We start from the raw sequence: 20,501 nt of genomic DNA, 5'->3' as shown, positions 1-20,501 counted from the left end.
TGATGAATATGCGATCGCTCAAAAAAATAATAAAGCGATATGCTTTCTTTTTCTGGTTATGGCTGGGAAGTTTAGCGTTATGTCTTTGCTTAGCGAATGGCGCTGCTTACGGTCAAGCGCGAAACTTTGGAATTCAAAATCGCGCAAGCGGTAGCTATGGCACTCCAGGTGTAGCTACTCCAGTTCAAGTTTCTTCGCCCTTAAATACTATTAATGGCGATCGCCTCATCGATCCTCTAGGACAGATACTCGATTGTGCTGGTAATGAGTTTGCTGATTACACTGGCTTTACTGTGGGTTTATATCAAGCTGTTGGCAGTGGTGGCGAAATCGGTGCTCCTATTGCCTTAACCCCGACTAATCCGCCAAATACAGTCCTACCCGAAGGGCTTGCCCCTAATATCTTAAACGTCAATCCATACTCGATCACTAATGCGGCAGTAAATGGCAGACGTGGTATATATAATTTTTTGTTAAATGGAGCGCAAAGAGCCGCAGGCAGCACCTATATCTTGGTTGTGAATCCACCTACTAATCTCGCGCTCGGACAACGTCGAATTCGGATCGTAATTGGCACACAGAATGGACTTCTTTTACCTTATACCGCGACAGCCGTAGACGGTAGACCGATCGGGATAGATGGGGTTTTCTCGGTTACGGAGAATGTAGTTATCAACAATGCTGCCCAAAATGCTTTGTCGCTAATTGCGTTGCAACTTAATTCAGCTTTGTCCGTGTGCGAAGCCCGCGAGGTTCAAATTATCAAAACAGGCGATCGGGCTGCTGCTGAGCCAGGAGATATTGCATCCTATCGTCTGACGATCAAAAATCTTACAACTACGACATTAATCAATCCAGTTATTACAGATTCTCTACCGATCGGATTGCGATATGTACAAAATTCTGCAAGGGCTTCTGTTAATGGGAATTTAGTCCCAGTTGTAGTTCAGGAAAATGGTAATAACTTGTCCTTTGCGATTCAAGCACAAATACCTGCTGGCAATGTAAGTGCTTTGGTTGCCTATGCAGTCACTGTTACTCCCGATGCTGTGAGGGGAACTGGTCGAAATTCTGCTGCGGTCTCGGCAATTAGAGCCGATAACAATTATACCGTTCGCGATGGTCCCGCCCTTTTTACGATGCGAATCCGTCCTGGCATCGTTTCTGATTGTGCCACTTTAATTGGAAGAGTATTTGTGGATAAAAATTTTGATGGAGAACAGCAGAGCGGTGAACCAGGGATTCCTGATGCTGTAGTGTTTATGGATGATGGCAATCGTATTGTTACTGATGCAAATGGACTATATTCAGTTGCCAATGTCATTCCAGGTGCTCGTACTTTGGTGTTAGATATAAGTTCTTTGTCAGGGTATACCCTAGCTCCCAACTTATACTTTATCGAACGCAACAGTCAGTCTCGACTTGTGCGCCTATCCCCAGGTGGCTTGGCTAGAGCAAATTTCGCGGTAACTCCAGCATTTAAAGGTGTTGGAGGGCAACAATAATGAAATCTGTATCTAAAGCCAAACTAAAATCTCAATTGTGTTTGCATTTGCTCGGCTTCCTAGGTTTGTGGCTAGGCATGACCGCATCTAGTGCAATCGCCTCAAACAATTCCGTTGTCGATGACGCAAGATCGTTAGAAGAATCTACTCATGAGGTCGATCAACTCTCGCTAGCAACTGACTCAAACCTTAAACAAACCCCCATACCAAACCTCACAAGTAACCAACCAGCGTTACAAATCGCAGTCCAAACCAATAATCAACCAGAGAACAGTTCGGCAACTCCTGAACCACCACAAGTTCCTCCCACAGTAAAGAAAGATCAAGTTACCTCACAAGTAACAATTCTTTCACCTGCGAACCAATCTCTGATGGATGTCCCCGCAACTACGGTCATTTTACGGATTCCCGTTGGTACGGAAGTGGAACTATCAGTTAATGGTAGAAAGGTAGATGCGAATGCGATTGGTCGTTCTGAGGTTGATACTAATGCGGGCATCGTCACCCAAACTTGGTATGGTGTGGCTCTAAATGAAGGTGAGAACAAGATTACCGCTAAGTTAGTTGGTAGTGATGTTAGTCAAAGTGTGGCAGTGCGCTTGCGTGGGGCGGCGACAAAAATTCAAGTAAGCACACTAGAGTCTCGTATTCCCGCCGATGGTCGAACTACTGCCACGGTACAGGGTTTATTATTAGACGAAAAAGGCGATCGCTCTAATCGTAGTGCCGTTGTGACCCTTACCGCTAGTGAAGGTGAATTTATAGGAAATGATGCTCGACCCGATCAACCAGGCTTTCAAGTAGAGGCAAGAGAAGGTCAATTTACTGCACTCCTGCGCTCTGGGCTTACTTCTGGTAATGCTATCATTCGAGCCAGCTCCGTAATTAATAATCTCGAAGTTGAAGCCTTTACCCAACTGCAACTAGAAACTAACCTGCGCCCTTCGATCCTCACTGGGGTAGTTGATTTTCGGATAGGAGCAAGAGGCACTGATTTCTATCGAAGCTTTCGAGATTTCTTGCCTACTGACGGCAATAATTCCACTAATGTTGATTTTTATGCAGCAGCCTTTGGGACGGGCAAAGTTGGAGAATGGCTGATCACGGGAGCATTTAATACCCGTCGGACTCTTAACGAAGATTGCGAAGGTAGAAGCCGACTATTTCGAGATATTCAGTTTTGCAAACAAAATTATCCTGTCTATGGAGATAGCTCAACTTTAACTACTGAGACACCCTCTTTAACTAGTATCTTTTTGAGAGCGGAGCGCACTTCTCCTGTGCCTAATGCAGGTACTGATTTCTTAATGTGGGGAGACTTCCGTACCGAAGAATTTGCCAGTCGTTCTCAAGAATTCACAGCTTTTACCCGACAGTTCAATGGACTAAAGTTCAACTATAACTTTGGCGATTTGCAAGCTACAGGGCTTTACAGCAGTACTACACGAGGATTTCAGCGGGATATTATCCCTCCCGATGGCACAAGTGGCTTCTTCTTTCTCGCTCGGAGGTTAGTCACGCCTGGTAGTGAAAATGTATTTATCGAATCAGAAGAGCTGTTGCGCCCTGGAAATATTGTGCGCCGCGTCAAGCTTAATCGCAGTCAAGACTATGAGATTGACTATGATCGCGGTTCTCTGCAATTTCGCCAACCAATTCTCCAAACTGATATCGGCTCAGGTGGTGAAACCCTCGTTAGACGCATTATTGTCTCCTATGAATATGACAATGAAGGTGGCACTAGCAACGGTAGTAATAACAATAGTATCTATGCAGGTCAGTTGCGTTATCACTTCGGTCGCGAGCTTGGCGCAGAGAGTTGGTTAGGCGTTAATTACTTTAAAGAAAATCAAGGAGCTCGTGACTTTCAGCTTTATGGAGCTAATGCTCTAGTTTCCTTTGGCAAAGATTCTTATCTGATTGCAGAATATGCGCGATCGCAAAATAACTCCAGTGACTTGTCTGCACCTGTCTCTGGTTCTGCTTTTCGATTTGAAGCAGTTAGCGAATTTGTAGAGGGAATTATCGCTAAGGCTTTCTATCGCCAAACGGATACTGGTTTTGTCAACAATGCCACGATTAGTTTTGTTCCAGGACAGACAAGGTTAGGGCTAAATATTGATGCGAAGATTTCCGATGCTACTACGATCAGGGCTTCCTATGAGCGGGAAGAGAATCGTGGTGTCGCTCCTCAGCCATTCACGCTTAGTAGCTTCCTCAACCTCAATCCTCAATCTACGCCAGGCACTCCCGTTGACAACCAGCTCAGCACATTTAGTCTGGGAGTTCTACAAAAGCTGGGTTCGGCAACTGCTGAACTCGACTTTCTATTGCGAGACCGCCAAGACAACTTAAACATGACGTTCTCTGGCGCTTCTAGCCAATTGAGATCGCGTTTAACTGTGCCAATTCTCGACAATTTAAAATTTATTGCTCAGAATGAAATTAGTCTATCTAACTCGCCTGACACCATTCTGCCTGACCGTACAGCCCTAGTTCTGGATTGGCAGGTAATTGAAGGTATTAGTTTACGAGTAGGACAGCAATGGTTTAGTAGCGGTGTGCTTGCTGGCAGCAGTTTTACTACTGGCGAAGTTGTGGGCAATTATAAAGTATTCCCCGACACCACTCTTTCGGGACGATACACTTTGGTGGGTGGCGCAAATACGACCACCACCCAAGGAGCGATCGGCTTAAATCAGCGTTTAGTAATTGCCCCAGGGTTAAGAGTTGAGTTCGGTTACGAACGGATTTTTGGAAATGACCAAGTTCAGAATTCGGCGGGAGTGACGCAGGTGTTACAGCCTCTAACCACTGGCTCTAATACTTCTTCCCTTGCGCTTCAAAGTGGCGATAACTACAACATTGGCTTTGAATATACCGACAACCCTGATTTTAAAGCAAGTGCGCGTTATGAATATCGGATATCTTCAGCTGGTGCAAACTCAGTTATTAATGCTTCGGCACTCGGTAAGATCAGCCCTTCGCTCACTGGGCTACTGCGTTATCAGCGATCGGGAATTGCTAACCAAACGATTAACAATTTTGGAGATACCTCTAGTTTACGTTTGGGATTAGCCTATCGAGATCCTGCTAATGATGCCCTTAATGCTCTATTACGCTATGAATATCGCCAAAACCCTAGCAGTATTCCTGAAAGCTTTATTGGTGGTATTGGCTCAGGCTCAGAAGAGCATGTTCTAGCGCTCGAAGCAATCTATTCTCCAAACTGGCAATGGGAATTTTATGGGAAATATGCTTTGCGCAATAATACTTCCTACTTGGCACAGGACTTAATTGGAACATCGGCGATTAATTTGGCACAGTTGCGTGCTACCTATCGACTTGGCTATAACTTCGATCTCACAGCTGAGGGCAGATTGATCAACCAACCGACCGCAGGATTTAATGAAGTTGGCTTTGTTACTGAACTCGGTTACTATGCTACACCCAACTTGCGCTTTGCTCTGGGCTATAGTTCAGGTGCAGTGAATAATGACCGCGATTTCAGCGGCACACGCTCAGCAGGTGGAATTTATGCAGCGGTAACATTCAAGCTCAATGAACTATTTGATGGATTTGGGCTACAGAAGATTGCGCCACCGCAGCAGAAAGAACCGCTCGATCCTAGCGTCGCCATTGAATTACCCGTTAATCCGAAGAAAGCTGGTACTACGACAGCATCGGTTCCTAGTAATCTGTCTGAAGTAGTCAGAGTGTCGCTTGCTCAGCCCGTAGAATTTCCAAAATCTCAAATTAATTTGTCACCGATTAACCAAGTGGTTTTGGATAACTTAGTAACGGTCTTACGAGAATATCCTGCTCTTAATATTGATGTGCATGGTCGTTTAGCATCGCTCACTGAGGTAAGTGCGAATAGTCCTGATGCTCAGAGACTGAGTAAAGTGCGTGCGTATTTGCTCCGCCAAGGCATTGATGGTAGTCGGATTACGATGCGATCGCTGGGTGCTCCAGAAATTGACGATAAGCCCCAAGTTCTTCTTGCTCTCGGCGGCACAAGAGAGACCTTTACGCAAATATCAGATCGGATTAAGCAAGGCAATGGCAGTAGTATTCTTCAGAATGTCCTACCTAACGACTTGTCTAGCGTATCTGCTAATTCACCAGTTGCTTCTAGCCCTCTGCGAGTTCAAGCTATCTCACAACGGATTGAGTTTGCTCCAGTTGGCAAAATGACCGATCCTAGCAATGCCAATCTTGATTTGTTGATTAGTCGAATTGTCAATGACCCAGAGGTAGCAGTCGAGTTGCAAGGTAATCTTGATGGCTCGGAGCTTGAGGTCAATCGTTTGATGGGACTACGCAGCTATCTAATTCAAAAGGGCATCGCGAGCGATCGCATTCTGATTAGTCCTGCAAATAGCGATACTGCAAATAGCAATACCGCCAATAGTATTACACTCACCCTTGCAAATTTGGAAGGAGTACCGATCGCCCAATTGCCTAACGGTTCCACACCTGCGAAAACGATCGCGCAACAAAATAACGATAATCGTCTTAGTCTAAATCTACCGAGTTTGGGAATAACCCCATCCTCTTTACTCAGTCAACTTCTTGCCCCTGAGAACTATAGCCGCCAGATTCTAGGATTATTACCTAGTCCGCAACTGCTAACGATGCTGTTAGAACCGCAAGCTCAACCAGCTCTGCTATCAACTAACTTCTCAACTTTCCTATCTAGTTTCCCATCACCTGAAACTGCACCGCGTTGGTCATTTATTCCTTCATCTCAAATCCTTTCTCTCTTGTTGCCTGATCCTAATGCAGCGCCTGAGAGACAGCCTGATTTAATTGCTGACGATTCTAAACGCGACTCGAATACCCGCCGTTTAGTGTCAGCCTTGAACTTCCTGCTCAATCGCGATCGCGATGTGCTGACGGCTCTGTTGCGATCGCTTAACGAGAATCAACCTGAACTACGCGGCGAAATTATCCGACCTGAACTATTTGAAGAGGGCAAACCATGAAGAGAAGACTTACCCTCGCTATTTTGATGATGGCAGAGTTTCTATCTTTGTTTCTAAGTGAACAATTGATCGCTCAAGCGCAGACATCATCAGAAAAATCCCCATCATCACCATTTCTAACGCTCAACGTTAATAGCAATCGTGATGATAATCTGCGCGATCGCGAACTGACTCTGCGTGAGGCGATTCTGATCGCCAATGGTACTCTCCGCACCGATCAACTCACTCCTGCTGAACTTGGTCAAGTTGTACCCCGTCAAGGTCGCCACCAGATTCAATTTCAAAATCTTGAGATTCCCAAGATTCAGCTAACAAGTGCTTTGCCTTCCCTACTTGTGCCAATGGCGATCGATGGGACAACTCATCCCGCCTACAAAGAAGAAACAAGCTTTGCCCAAGAAATTTCGATCCCAGTCCCAGTAGTAACGATTACTCCTGCTGCTGGAGCCGAAATTTTCCGAGGTTTGACCATCACCAGTGATGATGTCTTAATTCGTGGTCTGAGCATCTACGGATTTACCTCGCGGCACTTTGAAACTGCTGTTACTCCTCTAGGCGATATCTTCATTTCCCATCGCTTGCCGCCACCAGATACTACGCAGCAGCAGCAACCCGCTCAAGACTTTTCCTTTTACGATCGAGATCGCCCTGCTTATCGTGTGACGATCGAAAATAACTGGCTAGGGATTCCGCCCGATGGGTCGATGCCATCTCAGCCTTCTGCTTTTGGGGTATATCTGTTTCATGGCATTGAGGCAAATATTCGTCGGAATCGGATTGCTAACCATGAAGGCAGTGGCATTATTACCGCCGTTGATACCAGAGACTCCATCATTCAAGAGAATGTAATTGAAGGTAATGGTTTTGATGGAATGCCTGATGCAATTCGGCTTGAAGGAAGAATTGCGGGAATGCAGGTGCGATCAAATATTATTTGTGGCAATGCAGGTTCGGCGGTATTTTTATTTAAGCCTGAAGGTGCAATTAAGGTTCAAGATAATACTGTGAGTTTTAACGCCCGTTTCTTTCGCCGCTCTGCTATTTATTTAATGGGACGCGGACATATCGTTAGCAATAATCGCATTAGTAATCAAGCGGGATCGGGTGTAACCGTGGCAGCTTTTCCTGCTAGCGATCGCAATTTGATTCGTCAAAATCAATTTCAATTCATTGAAGGTTTAGATATTGATTTAATCTCTCGTCGCAATGTCAGTGAACGGGATTTCCGCACAGGTGATGGACGTAACCCTAAACGTGACTCCCATTTTCGGCGAGTTGATACGGCTAATGGGGCGATCGATGCTCCAGAATTTCGGGCAGATCGATTTAATCGCATTGACGGCAAGGTCGGCATCGATGGCATCGCTGACCCCAATACAGAAATTGATCTCTATCGATTGCGGGGTGGTGGTTTATATGAGTTGCTGACCACGCTCAAAACTGATGCTAAAGGTAACTTCAGTACTAGTCTAAATAACCTTAAAGTCGGCGATACCCTCAGCGCGATCGCAACTGATCTTGAATTTGGCACATCGGAGCCTGCTCGCCCCGTGCGCATTAGTGATCTCAATACCCCAATTCCAGCTTCTCCGCCCGAAACCCGCTCTCAGCCACAATGCACGACTCCTCCACCAGTCATTGTCGAGACTCCACCAGAGCCGCCAGCAGCTTTGCAACTGCCACGCCAAGTTCACTTTGCCCTCGATAAAGATTTCATCAGTCCTATCTCTGCCAAGATCATCGACAAATTCGTAGTAGTCCTCAAGCAATATCCCACAATCTCTGTTGAGTTAGTCGGACATACTGACCCTAGAGCCAATGATGCCTACAACTTAGATTTAGGATTAAGGCGTAGCCGATCCGTCAGTAACTATCTACGCCGTCAGGGGATAGGCTCAGAACGGATCACCATTCGCACCCTTGGAGAGCGCCAAAGGCTAACCAATCAAAATAACATCACTAATTACGCTCGCGATCGGCGAGTAGAATTCTTCCTCCAAAATATGCAAGGGGTGGAAATTCAGCTACTAGACCAACAGGACGACATTCAAATCGAAGGAAAAGGAAACTAATAGATCATGAGGAGAACATTTACCCCAATCCCTGCTTTCAATCGGCTTCTACGAAACTTTAGCCTATTTCTTCTGAGCTTTGTCTTTGCGATCACACAGCACCTGTGGCTGCTACCTCCACCATCCTTTGCCCAAGCATCCTCCCAGATCGCGATTCTGAATAGTTTTACTCCCAATAACAATGTTATTCCTGGCTCAGACTCAGTCTATCGCGTGACTTTGCGAAACTCCACAGGTGCAGCAATCACGATCACATCGCTGAACCATACCTTAGTTGGTGCTCCTGGTCCAATCACCATAACGAGTGCTACACCTACTGCAAATACCTGTGGTGGTGCTGGGACTGTGAATCTTATCGCTGGTACTGAACCTGCCTCTGGCGGCGGCGGTGGTACATCAGGTTCCTATAGCATTGCTGGATTTACGATCCCTGCGGGTGCACCTGGGCAATGCTTTATCGAATTTCCCGTTCGAGGATTTGTTTCTGGCAACCATACCGACACAATTAATACTGGTGATTTGGTAACCAGTGTTGGTACAAACGCCGATCCTACCAGTGCCACTCTTCAGGTTCGCACTTTTGCTGCGGCTACTCTCAATAAAGCTTTTGCTCCCAATACTATTCCTGGGGATGGTCGATCGCTAGTCACGATTACAGTAACAAACCCCAACAACTTCCCCCTTACTGGGACAACCGTTCCACCCACTTTAGTTGATGCCTTACCAGCCGCACCTTCGCAACTGTTTGTAGATACCCGCGGGGGTGCTCCACTACCAACTACTACTTGTGCGGGCGGGACTGCTAGCAGCATAGCGGGTGACACCTCAATTCAGCTCACGGGCGGTACAATTCCTGCTAATGGAAATTGTACGATTACCTTCCCTGTCACCTCTGCCGTCGGTGGAACTTACACAAATACTATTCCCGTTAATACCCTAAACACCCAGAATCGGATCAGCAATAGCAACGTTCCCAGCGCTACGCTTACCGTGCAGACCGCAGTTAATATAACTAAGGGCGGTCTGCCTAATAATATGCCTGAAGGAAACATTCAGACAATCACAATTACAGTGACTAACGGTGGTGCTCAGATTACGGGTTTAGTTGTCACCGATCCTTTGCCAGCACTCCTAGAAATTGCCCCGACACCGAATGCAAGAACTACTTGTATTGCGGGTGGAGCACCTACACCTTGGGCAACTCAACCCACTGCTGGGGCTAATACCTTTACTCTTAACACTGCTAATTTAGGCGCGGCAGCGATAGTACCTGCGTCTGATCCTGTTACTAATACGTTGGGTAGTTGCCAAATACTAGTGGATGTCCGAGCGCGGATTGGGGCGATCGCTAGTCTTCCTAATCCTGAAGTGGGAAATGCCGCGACTAATACGATTAATCGCACCACAGACTTTAGTAACGCTGAAGGACGTGTACCGCCCACTGATGCTACCGATCCCTTTACTGTAATTGCGGGACTTAATGTTGCCAAGACTTATATTCCTCCCGTAATTGCGCCTGGAAGCACTACTAGAGTGAGGATCAGAGTTACCAACCGATCGCCAATTGCAGCCACAGGAGTGAGTTATACCGACAACTTACCAACAGGCGGTGGACAGCAATTAGTGGTTGCGACCTCCCCAAATCCCACCTCTACTAACTGTGGTGCGCCAACACTTACAGCAACCGCAGGTAGTACTTCGGTTAGCTTGTCTGGCGGAACGATCGCAGCGGGAGCGAATTGCGATTTCTTCTTTGATGTCTTTGCTCCATTAGGTACTCCTGTAGGTACTACCTTTGACAACATTATTCCCAATAACTCTATTAATAATAATGAAGGGTTAGATAGCAATGGTGTAACTGTCACTGAAGGCAGGCTGACAGCAGCTTCGCGGGTTAACGTTGCTAAGGTCTTTAATCCCACACCAGTTGGTCGTGGTAGACCTTCTCAAGTAACCATTACGATCACCAATAACCGCCGCAGTCTGGCGGGTGTAGCGGAACCTCTCACGAATGTAGCAATCACTGATCCGCTACCTGCTAATTTACAAGTTGCCACTCCTCCTAACTCATCCAATACTTGCGGTGGAACGTTTACACCAATTGCGGGTAGTACGAGTGTTTCCCTCACTGGAGGTGGTATTGCTGCTAGTGCTAGCTGCCTACTTCGATTTGATGTAATTGAGATAGATCAAACCTTTGCCAACTTCCCAACTCCCCAAACCTATAGCAATACTCCCACCGCGTTTAGTAATAATGAAGGTGAGCCAGCCACTCTGCCTACTGCTAACTTAGTAGTGATTTCACCCCTAAGTGGTACGAAAACCTTTCAATCTCCTTCTGTAAGTGCCAATGGTACATCCAGAGCCACAATTCAATTCAATAATACAGAAGATATTGCTCTCACTAATCTGACCTTTACGGATAGCTGGGTGCAGACGAATACGATTATTGCGACTGTTCCTAACTTTCAGACTACTTGTGCAGGTGGTGCTTTTAGCGCGATCGCAGCTAGGACATTTACCTTCTCAGGTGGTACGTTACCCGCAGCAGTGGGTGGTGTTGATGGGATTTGTACAGTATCCTTTGATGTCACGATTGATGGTACAGGTGGTGCAACTTTTACAAACACCTTGCCACCAAACTCTGTTACAACTACACAAAGCTTCTCTAACCCAGCAGCAATTAGCGGAACCCTTAATCGTGTTATCAATGATTTGACGATCAACAAATCATTTGCCCCCAATGCTTTAAACTCTGTCGGCGATCCCTCGGTCTTAACAATCACGATCCAAAATCCTGGTGTGGGTGGTATTACCGCGACAAATTTGGCGTTTGTAGACACGATGGCTACGGAAATTTTAGTATTTCCTACGCCTACTGCCACAACTACTTGTGGTGGCACAGTATTATTGCCAGGTGTTGCCAGACCAGCAGGTTTTGCGGGTGCTGCAACCTTGGGAGTAAATGAATTTGGCTTAGTCAACGGTACTCTCAATGCTGGCGCAACCTGTACGATCACTATCCGTACTACTCGGAATACAGCAGGTAACCGTACCAATACATTGCCAGCCAATAGCATCGTTACTCGTGAGGGTACGACTAACAATGCCGCTGCATCAGCGACCCTTAACGCATTGCCTGCTCTTAACGTTTCCAAGGATTTTCTTCCAAGCTCGGTTGCAGGTGGTCAGATTAGCCGTCTGACTGTAACCATCCAAAACCGTCAAACTACTGGCGAGTTAGGTGGTCCTTTGAACAATATCCGCTTTACCGATGACTTACCAGCAAACGTGAGGGTAGCAGGTACACCTAATGCCACAACTACTTGTACTAATGGTGTGTTTAATCCAGTATTGGGTGGAGGAGAAACAACCTTCACTTTGCAAGGCTTTGAGCTACCTTTCAATACGACCTGTACTGCGGCGATCGATGTGGTCTCCTCTATTGCAAATACTTACACCAACACTATTCCTACTGCAAATGTGCAAGCAACCTTGCAAACCACTATTGGCGGTGGTACGACAACTTCCAATGGGCCCGCAACTGCGAACTTAGTTGTCACATCTACCGCTTTACCTCCTGAAGTAGTTTTGTTGAAACGAATTACGCGAATCAACAATACCGACATTACTGGTTTTGACGATGGGCCTGGAACAGATGACAATGATGCTAGATGGCCAAGTCCAACCTCAGATTCTTTGCGTGGAGTGATCAGTCAACCTAATGTTCGACCTCAGGATGACGTAGAGTACACAATCTATTACTTAAATCGCGGTCAAAGCAATGCAGGCAATTTAAGAATTTGCGATCCAGTTCCTGCAAATACCAGCTTTATAGCCAATGCTTTTAATGGTTCTACTCCCACTGATGGCGGATCATCTGTGGATCTAGGCATTGTCTTGCAGACAGGGACGGTTATAGGCGATCGCCGATTTCTAACAGGTGCTAACGATGTACCCGATCGCGGTCGATACTACGATCCTGCCCTAGGCGAAGTGCCTGCTTCGGCAGGTCTAGAGCGATGCCCTGATCCTAATAATCCTGTGGTTTCAATTACTACCAATGCCAATGGTATTGTGGCTGTTAATGTCACCCGCACCACAGGAGCGCCCACTTTCCCTGCTGTCCCCAATGCTACAGCCGCTGGAACACCTCCCACCTCCTATGGATTTGTGAGGTTTAGAGTAAAAGTCCGTTAGAACAAAAAAGGAAAAAGCCCGTCATTATGGCGGGCTTTTTCCTTTTCGATAAATAACGCAAAATCGTTGATTATCCTTGACGAGCTTTGAACTTTGGGTTTGACTTACAAATGACATAAATTCTGCCGCGACGACGCACAACTTTGCAGTCCTTATGGCGAGTTTTTGCCGATCTGAGGGAGCTAACAACTTTCATGAACTAATGCCTAACGTTTACTGATGATCAAAATTTTTGACACGGCTTTTAATCTTAACATGATTATTGACCAGATTTTAAAGACAATTTAAAACGAGCGCTAAGCGCTCGTTTTAAATTGTCTCCACATGGTCGCGTTTAGCCAATCCAGTGCTATGCTTGCAAGCATAAATTTGCTCAATTCCAATAATTAATTTTATTCTTGTAATGCTGCATCCAACTGCCATTCCTTACTTGGTCGCCTTTGCAGTATCTGCGATCGTGGTGTGGCTGAGTACGCCGATTATTCGACATTTTGGTCTTAAAGCAGGATTAGTAGACAAACCTAACCACCGTAAAATGCATACAACGCCAGTTGTGCGTGTTGGCGGGGTTGCCATTTTTTTGGGTAGTGTTAGCGCTTTATTGCTAGTTTGGGTAGGAGGATACTTTGGGATATTACCGCAAACTAGAGAATACGAAGTTTGGGGCGTAACCATCGGTGGCGCAGCCTTTTTCCTGATTGGATTTGCTGATGACCTGTTTAACTTACCGCCATTACCCCGCTTACTTGCTCAGCTAGCAGTATCCGCCGCCGCATGGCGCGTGGGCGTGAGAATAGATTTTATCTCAGTGCCATTTATTGGCATCATCAAATTTGGTTGGTTCAGCTTGCCAATTACGATGGTTTGGCTGTCGGGCATGGCAAATGCGATCAATTGGTTGGACGGACTTGATGGACTCGCCGCAGGAGTAACCACGATCGCCGCAGCCGTAATTTTAATTACTAGTTTATTTATGAAGCAACCTGCGGCGGCTCTTATTGCTGCTGCACTAGCTGGCGGATGTCTCGGCTTCTTGCGCTACAACTTCAAGCCTAAAGGCTCTGCGGAAATCTTTATGGGCGATGGTGGTGCTTATTTCTTGGGGTTTACCCTTGCAGGTGTTAGCGTCATTGGACTGGTCAAGGCAGTGGCGACGGTGGCGCTTATTATGCCCTACATGATTCTTGCTGTGCCAATTGTGGATGCGACTGCGGTAATTTTGCAGCGAATTAGGCGAGGTGAGTCACCAATGTCTGCGGGCAAGCAGCATTTGCACCATCGCTTAGTTCAAGCTGGTGTATCAAAAAGGCTCACGGTTTTATTTATCTATGCCCTCACCCTCTGGGTTGGTAGTATCGCGATGGCGGTTTCAGGGATGCCTGCGGGCGGAACCTATGCGGCGATTAGTACTTTATTGATGGCTTATGCTTGCTTTAAAGTCTGGCAAAGGATTAGGGCACAAGAACTGCGATCGCAAAAAGAACAGTCAATAAGCGATCGATAAAACAAAAAAAGGAGGTGCAAAGCACCTCCTTTTTTTGTTTTAACAGCCTGTTTTAGCTTTTTCGTTTATTTTCTGATGCGAGGAACTAAACAAATACCGTGAATCCCTATTGAGACAATTATCAGGCTCAGAAGTGTCCAAACTCCATCTGCAAAAAGATTGATTCGCTGGATGTTTTGCATTGCTTCGGTGGCAAATAAAGTTTCTAGACTGGATTTACTCTGAACTGCATTTGCAAAGGGGATATAAGCTTGTTGTAAGTCATGCCAATCTGCTAAAGCATGATATCCAAAGATCAAGACTCCCAATACACCTGGCAAAATTGTAAATATTGCCAGTAATAAATAACGCAATGATTGAAATTCCATAACTAAGATTTAGATGAGCAGAATAAAAGTCTAAATGCAAAGAAAAAAATTGAATTAATCTATTATTTACCTAAATGTAATTCCATTTCTTTACGAACTAGCTTTTTTACATCTTCAAGATGTTGTCTCAATCGTGTCAGCTCATTCTCAGCAAAAGCTAAATGGCTCTATCTCTCTAGCCTATCATCACCGCTCAATGCCCTAAGCTGAGACTTATGTTCGGTGATTTCTTCTACCAATGCATCTACATTATCCTCATTAGCTTCAATATAGTTCATATAGTTCGATACTTTCTCCAATCTCTTTATGAAATCGTCCATTTTCTCCTAATATCTCCATTAAGTCAGATTATGCTTGAAATCTAAAAAAAGAGGCGCAAAGCGCCTCTTTTTTTAGATTTCAAAGCCTGTTGCGGCTTCTTCGATCGCCATTTTATGCATCACTTTTGCTAGCTCGGCAGCTACTTCAGGACGGGAGAATTCAGGAGGAGGACATTCGCCACGACGGAGCATTTCGCGGACTTTTGTACCAGAGAGATGTACTCGCTCTTCGGGAAGACTGGCGCTGGTCTTAGTGGTTGCCATGCCCTGAACCCGTTTGCAATAGAAAGCATGTTCAAACATCAAAGGAATAATGCCTAGTTCGCCATCTTCAAATTCATAGAAAATATGTTGTGCATCATAGGTTCCGTAATAGTCACCGACACCTGCGTGATCGCGTCCGACGATGAAGTGAGTACAACCATAATTTTTACGAATCAAAGCATGGAAAATCGCTTCACGGGGGCCAGCGTAGCGCATCGCCGCAGGATTAATAGCCAAGGTCACCCGATCTAAGGGGAAATAATGCTCCAGCATGATTTCATAGCAACGCATCCGTACATCGGCGGGCACGTCGTCGCTCTTAGTTGCGCCGACTAGAGGATGCAGGAATAAACCATCGACGATTTCCAGCGCACATTTCTGAATATATTCATGGGCGCGGTGGATCGGGTTACGGGTTTGGAAACCGACAATTGTGCGCCAACCTTTTTCGATGAATAGTTCGCGAGAATCAACAGGATCGATCTGGTAAGTAGGGAAAAGCGGGTGAGGGCGACGCTCTAATAACCACACATCACCAGCGAGGTAAACTTCACCTTGGGCATAGACTACCTTGACCCCAGGATGACGATCTTCGTTGGTGCGATAGACGTGGATCGCTTCCTTGAGTTTGTCGTATTTATATTTTTCGCTTAATTCTAATACACCAATAAATATACCGTCAGGATCATTTAGACGCACAAGGCTGCCAACGCTCAGAGTATCTGCAACTTCAGCAGTGACGGGCAAAGTAATCGGAATCGACCAAGGCAAGCCATTGGCGAGACGCATATTCAAAACTACAGACTCATAGTCAGCTTTACCCAAAAAGCCAGTCAATGGGCTAAATCCACCGATCGCAATTAGCTCTAGATCCGACAGCGATCGCTCCGTCAGTTTCACGATTGGCAAGTGGTCAGCTTTGCTATAAAACACTTCTTTTTGCGCTTCTGTTGCCATGCGGTTGATCAGTTGACCACCATGCGGTGCGATATTTTTAAGTTGTCGAGCCATGAGTTAGAAATACTATGAAATTGTTAAATTAATGTTAACTTTTTTTGTCTGCAAAATCTAAACTTAAGTATTAATTTAGGCGATAAAGAATTGCTTATCCCATATGCAGTTCAGATTTCTAAAATATCAAAATAGAAGACAAAGCTTTGCGCTGTCTTCCATCCGATGAACCTTGTAGTGAAGTATAAGCGATCCCCGTAGAGAGAATCTTAAAAGAGATGTGCATAACACCAAGAAGTTTTGTAATCTCTTGTAGAGTTGTGAAGTCAGAAGTCGAAAAACATATTAGCGACAGGAATTAATCGTAATTTTATGGTATCAACTCCTCTTAAAATGGCTGACACGGACTCCTCTAACACAGCCACAGCAATTAGTTGCTATGGCATTGCACGCTCCACAGTTGCAGGAAGCCCTCTCAGCACCGAAGAATTGCGGAAAACCGATGCCTACTGGCGGGCTTGTAATTATCTTGCGATCGGAATGATCTATCTACGCGAAAATCCACTTTTGCGCAAACCTCTAAAGCCAGAACATATCAAAAACCGATTGCTCGGACATTGGGGATCGAGTCCTGGTATGAGTTTTGTCTATACGCATTTGAATCGCTTAATTAAGAAATATGACCTGAACGCCATCTTTTTGGCTGGCCCTGGACATGGCGCACCAGGAATTTTAGGCCCTGTATATCTTGAAGGAACCTATTCTGAGGTTTATCATGATATCAGTGAAAATGAAGAAGGAATGAAACTCTTCTTTAAACAGTTTTCTTTTCCTGGTGGGATTGGTAGTCACTGTACTCCCGAAACTCCAGGATCGATCCATGAGGGCGGTGAACTCGGCTACAGCGTTTCCCATGCCTATGGCACTGTATTTGACAATCCCGATTTAATCTCTGTAGTGATGGTCGGTGATGGTGAATCAGAAACTGGGCCCCTCGCAACTGCTTGGCATTCCAACAAGTTTATCAATCCCATCCGTGATGGTGCAGTATTACCGATTCTGCATCTGAATGGCTACAAGATTAATAATCCTACGGTACTATCACGGATTAGCCACGAAGAGCTAGAAAGTCTATTTATTGGCTATGGTTACCAACCCTACTTTGTTGAAGGTTCCGATCCTGAGTCAATGCATCAAGCGATCGCAGCTACACTTGAGCATTGCATTAATGAGATTAAATCGATCCAACAGGAATCTCGCAGTACAGGCATTCCCACAAGGGCGAAGTTCCCAATGATTGTGTTGCGGACTCCTAAGGGCTGGACTGGTCCCAAGGAAGTAGATGGACATAAGGTGGAAGGTTTTTGGCGAGCTCACCAAGTGCCACTATCGGGAATGCAGAATAATCCTGAACATTTGCAAATGCTAGTGGATTGGATGCAGAGCTATAAACCTGATGAATTGTTTGATGCATCTGGCAAGCTGATCCCTGAATTGAAAGATCTTGCACCAAAAGGTGAGCGCCGTATGAGCGCTAATCCAGTTGCAAATGGTGGCTTATTGCGTCGCGCTTTGAGAATGCCCGATTTTCGCGACTATGGGGTGAAAATCAATAAAGCAGGTGAGAGTGAGGCGGAAAACACTAAGCCGCTAGGTGTGTTCTTGCGTGATGTGATGCGCCAAAACATGGATAACTTCCGTGTATTTGGACCTGATGAAAATACATCTAATAAACTGCAAGCGATTTACGAAGTCAGTAAGAAGTTCTGGATTGCCGAATATCTGCCTGAAGATGCTGATGGCGGAGAACTAGCTGTAGATGGTCGAGTGATGGAAATCCTCAGCGAACATACCTTAGAAGGTTGGCTAGAGGGCTATTTGCTGACAGGAAGGCATGGATTCTTTTCCACCTATGAGTCCTTTGTACATGTGATCGACTCGATGATCAACCAACATTGTAAATGGCTGGAAATCAGTAAAGATATCGCATGGCGATCGCCAATTGCTTCCCTTAATTTGTTGATCACTTCAACTGTATGGAGACAAGACCACAACGGCTTTACCCATCAAGATCCAGGGTTCTTGGATGTAGTGGTAAACAAAAGTGCTGCGGTGACACGTATCTATTTACCACCCGATGTGAATACGCTGCTATCGGTGTCCGATCACTGTTTGCGTAGTACTGACTATGTGAATGTGATCGTCTGTGACAAGCAATCGCATTTGCAATACTTGAGCATGGAAGAGGCGGTTAAACATTGCACCAAAGGGGTAGGCATTTGGGATTGGGCAAGTAACGATCAAGGTGTGGAACCAGATGTGGTGATGGTAGGCTGTGGTGATATTCTCACTCAAGAGGCTTTAGCCTCTACTATCTTACTTTGGGATCATTTCCCAGAGTTGAAGATTCGCTTTATCAATGTTGTGGATCTCTTTAAGCTACAGCCTGATACCGAACATCCTCACGGTTTAAGCGATCGCGATTTTGATTCGCTCTTCACCACTGATAAGCCGATCATTTTCAACTTCCACGGCTATCCTTGGTTGATTCATCGCCTTGCCTATCGCCGCACCAATCACAAAAACCTGCATGTGCGCGGTTACAAGGAGAAGGGCAATATCAATACACCCTTGGAACTTGCGATTAATAACCAAGTCGATCGCTTTAGTCTTGCGATCGATGTAATCGACCGTGTGCCGAAGCTTAAAAATATTGGCGCTCATGCGAAGGAAGATCTGCTCAATCAGCAAATCGAATGTCGTCAATATGCCTACGCGCATGGCATCGATAAACCTGAAATCGTGAACTGGCGTTATCCCCACTAAATAATTTAAAAAAGCCGTGCTTCGCACGGCTTTTTTAAATTATGTGGGTTGAGTTGGATTGTAAAACGTTATATTTAAAGTAAATCATGAGTTTAAAACTGTATCTGCTCCGCCATGGAGAAACCGTCTATAGTCGCACTGGCGGCTATTGTGGTGAGCTTGATCCTGAATTAACTGAGAATGGCGAAAAAATGGCAGCAGCTTTTGCCGATGCTCATAAAGCGATCGCATGGGATGCGATCATTGTCAGTCCAATGAAACGGACGATCGCCACAGCTACACCTCTATGTGAAGCTGTGGGCATAAAAATGCAATTGCACGATGGAATCAAAGAATTGCGATATGGCAAATGGGAAGGACAAACCAATGAGTTTGTCAGAGAGAACTACAGCGAAGACTATCTGCGTTGGCTAACGGAACCAGCATGGAATCCACCTACAGGAGGGGAGACAGCCGTACAGCTTGCTAGTCGAGCTTCATTAGTGGTAGCCGAAATTCAAGAAAAATATACATCGGGCAATGTGTTAGTAGTTTCACATAAGGCTACAATTCGAGTAATTCTCTGTAGTCTATTGGGAATCGATATGGGCAGATATCGCGATCGCATTGATGTTCCTGCTGCCTCGTTGAGTATTGTGCAGTTTGGTTCGCTTGGGCCTAAGCTGACAGTTTTAGGAGATCGCAGTTTTATGGATGCCGAACTGCGATCGCTATCAGGTACTTAAAAATTTGGTGAGTGTTCCCAATCTTAAAAACATACGTTAATCAGGCGGAGATTTTAATGCAAACCGACTATATCGGTCACGATCGCGCTTATCAGAAAAGACGTAACGACCCCAATTATGAGGGTTGGAGTAGTGGATATGCTGAAGATTGGCTTCGCAGTTGGCAACCGATGATCCAAACAACAGCTTTTCCCAAGCAGGGTAAGCTTTTGGAACTAGGTTGTGGTGCTGGCAATCTCAGTATTCGCTTTGTGCAAGCGGGCTATGAAGTGGTAGGTGTGGATATTGCGCCAAATGCGATCGCTTGGGCAATCGAAAATGCAGCGAAGGCAGAAGTTAAGGCTACATTTCTAGAAGCGGATGTACTGGATTTGGCTGAGATTGCCGATTCATCTTTTGATATCGCGCTAGATGGTCGTTGTTTTCATTGCATTATTGGTAGCGATCGCCGCCGTTTTTTGGAGAATATTGCGCGAATTCTCAAACCTAATGGGATTTTGGCAATTAATACAATGTGTAATGAAGTTCCCAAAAGTACATATTGGCTTGACAATTTCGATCCGCGATCGCGACAAATCATTCATGATGGGATCGCGACTCGTTATATTGGAGACTCGAATGATATTTTGCAAGAAATAATGCAAGTGGGTTTCAGAGTGATAGATGTGGAGATTGTGCCTCCGAAGGATGCAGAAGATCTCGCCGATCTACGTGCGATCGCGATAAAGTTATCGTAGGAGTTTGAGGGATAGGCGATCGCATTGGGTGGTGAGGGCGA

General features: G+C 45.5%; 11 protein-coding genes. 8 read left to right on the top strand and 3 right to left on the bottom strand.

Going from position 1 to position 20,501, the window contains the following annotated elements:
• Positions 1–2 precede the first annotated feature (2 nt).
• The 4 genes from APA_RS09955 to APA_RS09940 are packed head-to-tail and all read left to right on the top strand — an operon-like array spanning position 3 to position 12,765.
• Positions 3–1,505 carry a hypothetical protein gene (locus APA_RS09955; protein WP_236579489.1) on the top strand — a complete coding sequence of 501 codons (1,503 nt, stop codon included), beginning with the start codon at positions 3–5 and terminating at the stop codon, positions 1,503–1,505.
• Positions 1,505–6,493: a TonB-dependent receptor gene (locus APA_RS09950; RefSeq protein WP_201322126.1), complete on the top strand. Its 4,989-nt coding sequence runs from the start codon at positions 1,505–1,507 to the stop codon at positions 6,491–6,493. The genes APA_RS09955 and APA_RS09950 overlap by 1 nt, the downstream gene beginning before the upstream one ends.
• Positions 6,490–8,565, top strand: coding sequence for an OmpA family protein (locus APA_RS09945; protein WP_201322125.1), 2,076 nt, complete (start codon positions 6,490–6,492; stop codon positions 8,563–8,565). Before APA_RS09950 ends, APA_RS09945 begins: the two co-directional genes overlap by 4 nt.
• Before the next feature lie 6 nt (positions 8,566–8,571).
• Positions 8,572–12,765 (top strand): DUF11 domain-containing protein, encoded by a 4,194-nt coding sequence (locus APA_RS09940; protein ID WP_201322124.1) that lies wholly within the window; start codon positions 8,572–8,574, stop codon positions 12,763–12,765.
• Between the two features lie 70 nt (positions 12,766–12,835).
• Here APA_RS09940 and ykgO read toward each other — a convergent pair whose 3' ends face one another.
• A complete protein-coding gene (gene ykgO / locus APA_RS09935) occupies positions 12,836–12,961 on the bottom strand; it encodes a type B 50S ribosomal protein L36 (protein WP_094534052.1) in 126 nt (41 codons plus the stop codon).
• 207 nt (positions 12,962–13,168) lie between these two features.
• Here ykgO and APA_RS09930 point away from each other — a divergent pair, with 207 nt between their 5' ends.
• The gene (locus APA_RS09930; RefSeq protein WP_201322123.1) at positions 13,169–14,269 is read left to right on the top strand and encodes a glycosyltransferase family 4 protein; all 1,101 of its coding nucleotides are present in this window, start codon (positions 13,169–13,171) and stop codon (positions 14,267–14,269) included.
• Between the two features lie 65 nt (positions 14,270–14,334).
• On the opposite strand, the gene APA_RS09925 is transcribed toward APA_RS09930, so the two are convergent.
• Together APA_RS09925 and sat are read right to left on the bottom strand one after the other, a co-directional pair.
• Positions 14,335–14,637, bottom strand: coding sequence for a hypothetical protein (locus APA_RS09925; RefSeq protein WP_201322122.1), 303 nt, complete (start codon positions 14,635–14,637; stop codon positions 14,335–14,337).
• Between the two features lie 392 nt (positions 14,638–15,029).
• Positions 15,030–16,232: a sulfate adenylyltransferase gene (sat, locus tag APA_RS09920; protein WP_201322121.1), complete on the bottom strand. Its 1,203-nt coding sequence runs from the start codon at positions 16,230–16,232 to the stop codon at positions 15,030–15,032.
• A 312-nt stretch (positions 16,233–16,544) separates the two neighbouring features.
• On the opposite strand from sat, the gene APA_RS09915 reads away from it, so the two are divergent.
• The 3 genes from APA_RS09915 (at position 16,545) to APA_RS09905 (ending at position 20,460) form a co-directional block, all read left to right on the top strand.
• Positions 16,545–18,998, top strand: coding sequence for a phosphoketolase (locus APA_RS09915; protein WP_201322120.1), 2,454 nt, complete (start codon positions 16,545–16,547; stop codon positions 18,996–18,998).
• A gap of 86 nt (positions 18,999–19,084) precedes the next feature.
• Positions 19,085–19,723: a histidine phosphatase family protein gene (locus APA_RS09910; protein ID WP_201322119.1), complete on the top strand. Its 639-nt coding sequence runs from the start codon at positions 19,085–19,087 to the stop codon at positions 19,721–19,723.
• Positions 19,724–19,779: 56 nt separating this feature from the next.
• Positions 19,780–20,460 carry a class I SAM-dependent methyltransferase gene (locus APA_RS09905; RefSeq protein ID WP_201322118.1) on the top strand — a complete coding sequence of 227 codons (681 nt, stop codon included), beginning with the start codon at positions 19,780–19,782 and terminating at the stop codon, positions 20,458–20,460.
• Positions 20,461–20,501: the final 41 nt, after the last annotated feature.

The organism is Pseudanabaena sp. lw0831 (genome assembly GCF_016584665.1).
Classification (GTDB): Bacteria; Cyanobacteriota; Cyanobacteriia; order Pseudanabaenales; family Pseudanabaenaceae; genus Pseudanabaena.
Note: the sequence above shows the minus strand (reverse complement) of the source record. Positions and strands in the feature narration are given on the sequence as shown.

What these genes read in the sequence shown, in the direction of transcription:
- APA_RS09955 (WP_236579489.1), top strand. Translation starts at nt 3, where the DNA reads ATGAATATGCGATCGCTCAAAAAAATAATAAAGCGATATGCTTTCTTT.
- APA_RS09950 (WP_201322126.1), top strand. Translation starts at nt 1,505, where the DNA reads ATGAAATCTGTATCTAAAGCCAAACTAAAATCTCAATTGTGTTTGCAT.
- APA_RS09945 (WP_201322125.1), top strand. Translation starts at nt 6,490, where the DNA reads ATGAAGAGAAGACTTACCCTCGCTATTTTGATGATGGCAGAGTTTCTA.
- APA_RS09940 (WP_201322124.1), top strand. Translation starts at nt 8,572, where the DNA reads ATGAGGAGAACATTTACCCCAATCCCTGCTTTCAATCGGCTTCTACGA.
- ykgO (WP_094534052.1), bottom strand. Translation starts at nt 12,961, where the DNA reads ATGAAAGTTGTTAGCTCCCTCAGATCGGCAAAAACTCGCCATAAGGAC.
- APA_RS09930 (WP_201322123.1), top strand. Translation starts at nt 13,169, where the DNA reads ATGCTGCATCCAACTGCCATTCCTTACTTGGTCGCCTTTGCAGTATCT.
- APA_RS09925 (WP_201322122.1), bottom strand. Translation starts at nt 14,637, where the DNA reads ATGGAATTTCAATCATTGCGTTATTTATTACTGGCAATATTTACAATT.
- sat (WP_201322121.1), bottom strand. Translation starts at nt 16,232, where the DNA reads ATGGCTCGACAACTTAAAAATATCGCACCGCATGGTGGTCAACTGATC.
- APA_RS09915 (WP_201322120.1), top strand. Translation starts at nt 16,545, where the DNA reads ATGGTATCAACTCCTCTTAAAATGGCTGACACGGACTCCTCTAACACA.
- APA_RS09910 (WP_201322119.1), top strand. Translation starts at nt 19,085, where the DNA reads ATGAGTTTAAAACTGTATCTGCTCCGCCATGGAGAAACCGTCTATAGT.
- APA_RS09905 (WP_201322118.1), top strand. Translation starts at nt 19,780, where the DNA reads ATGCAAACCGACTATATCGGTCACGATCGCGCTTATCAGAAAAGACGT.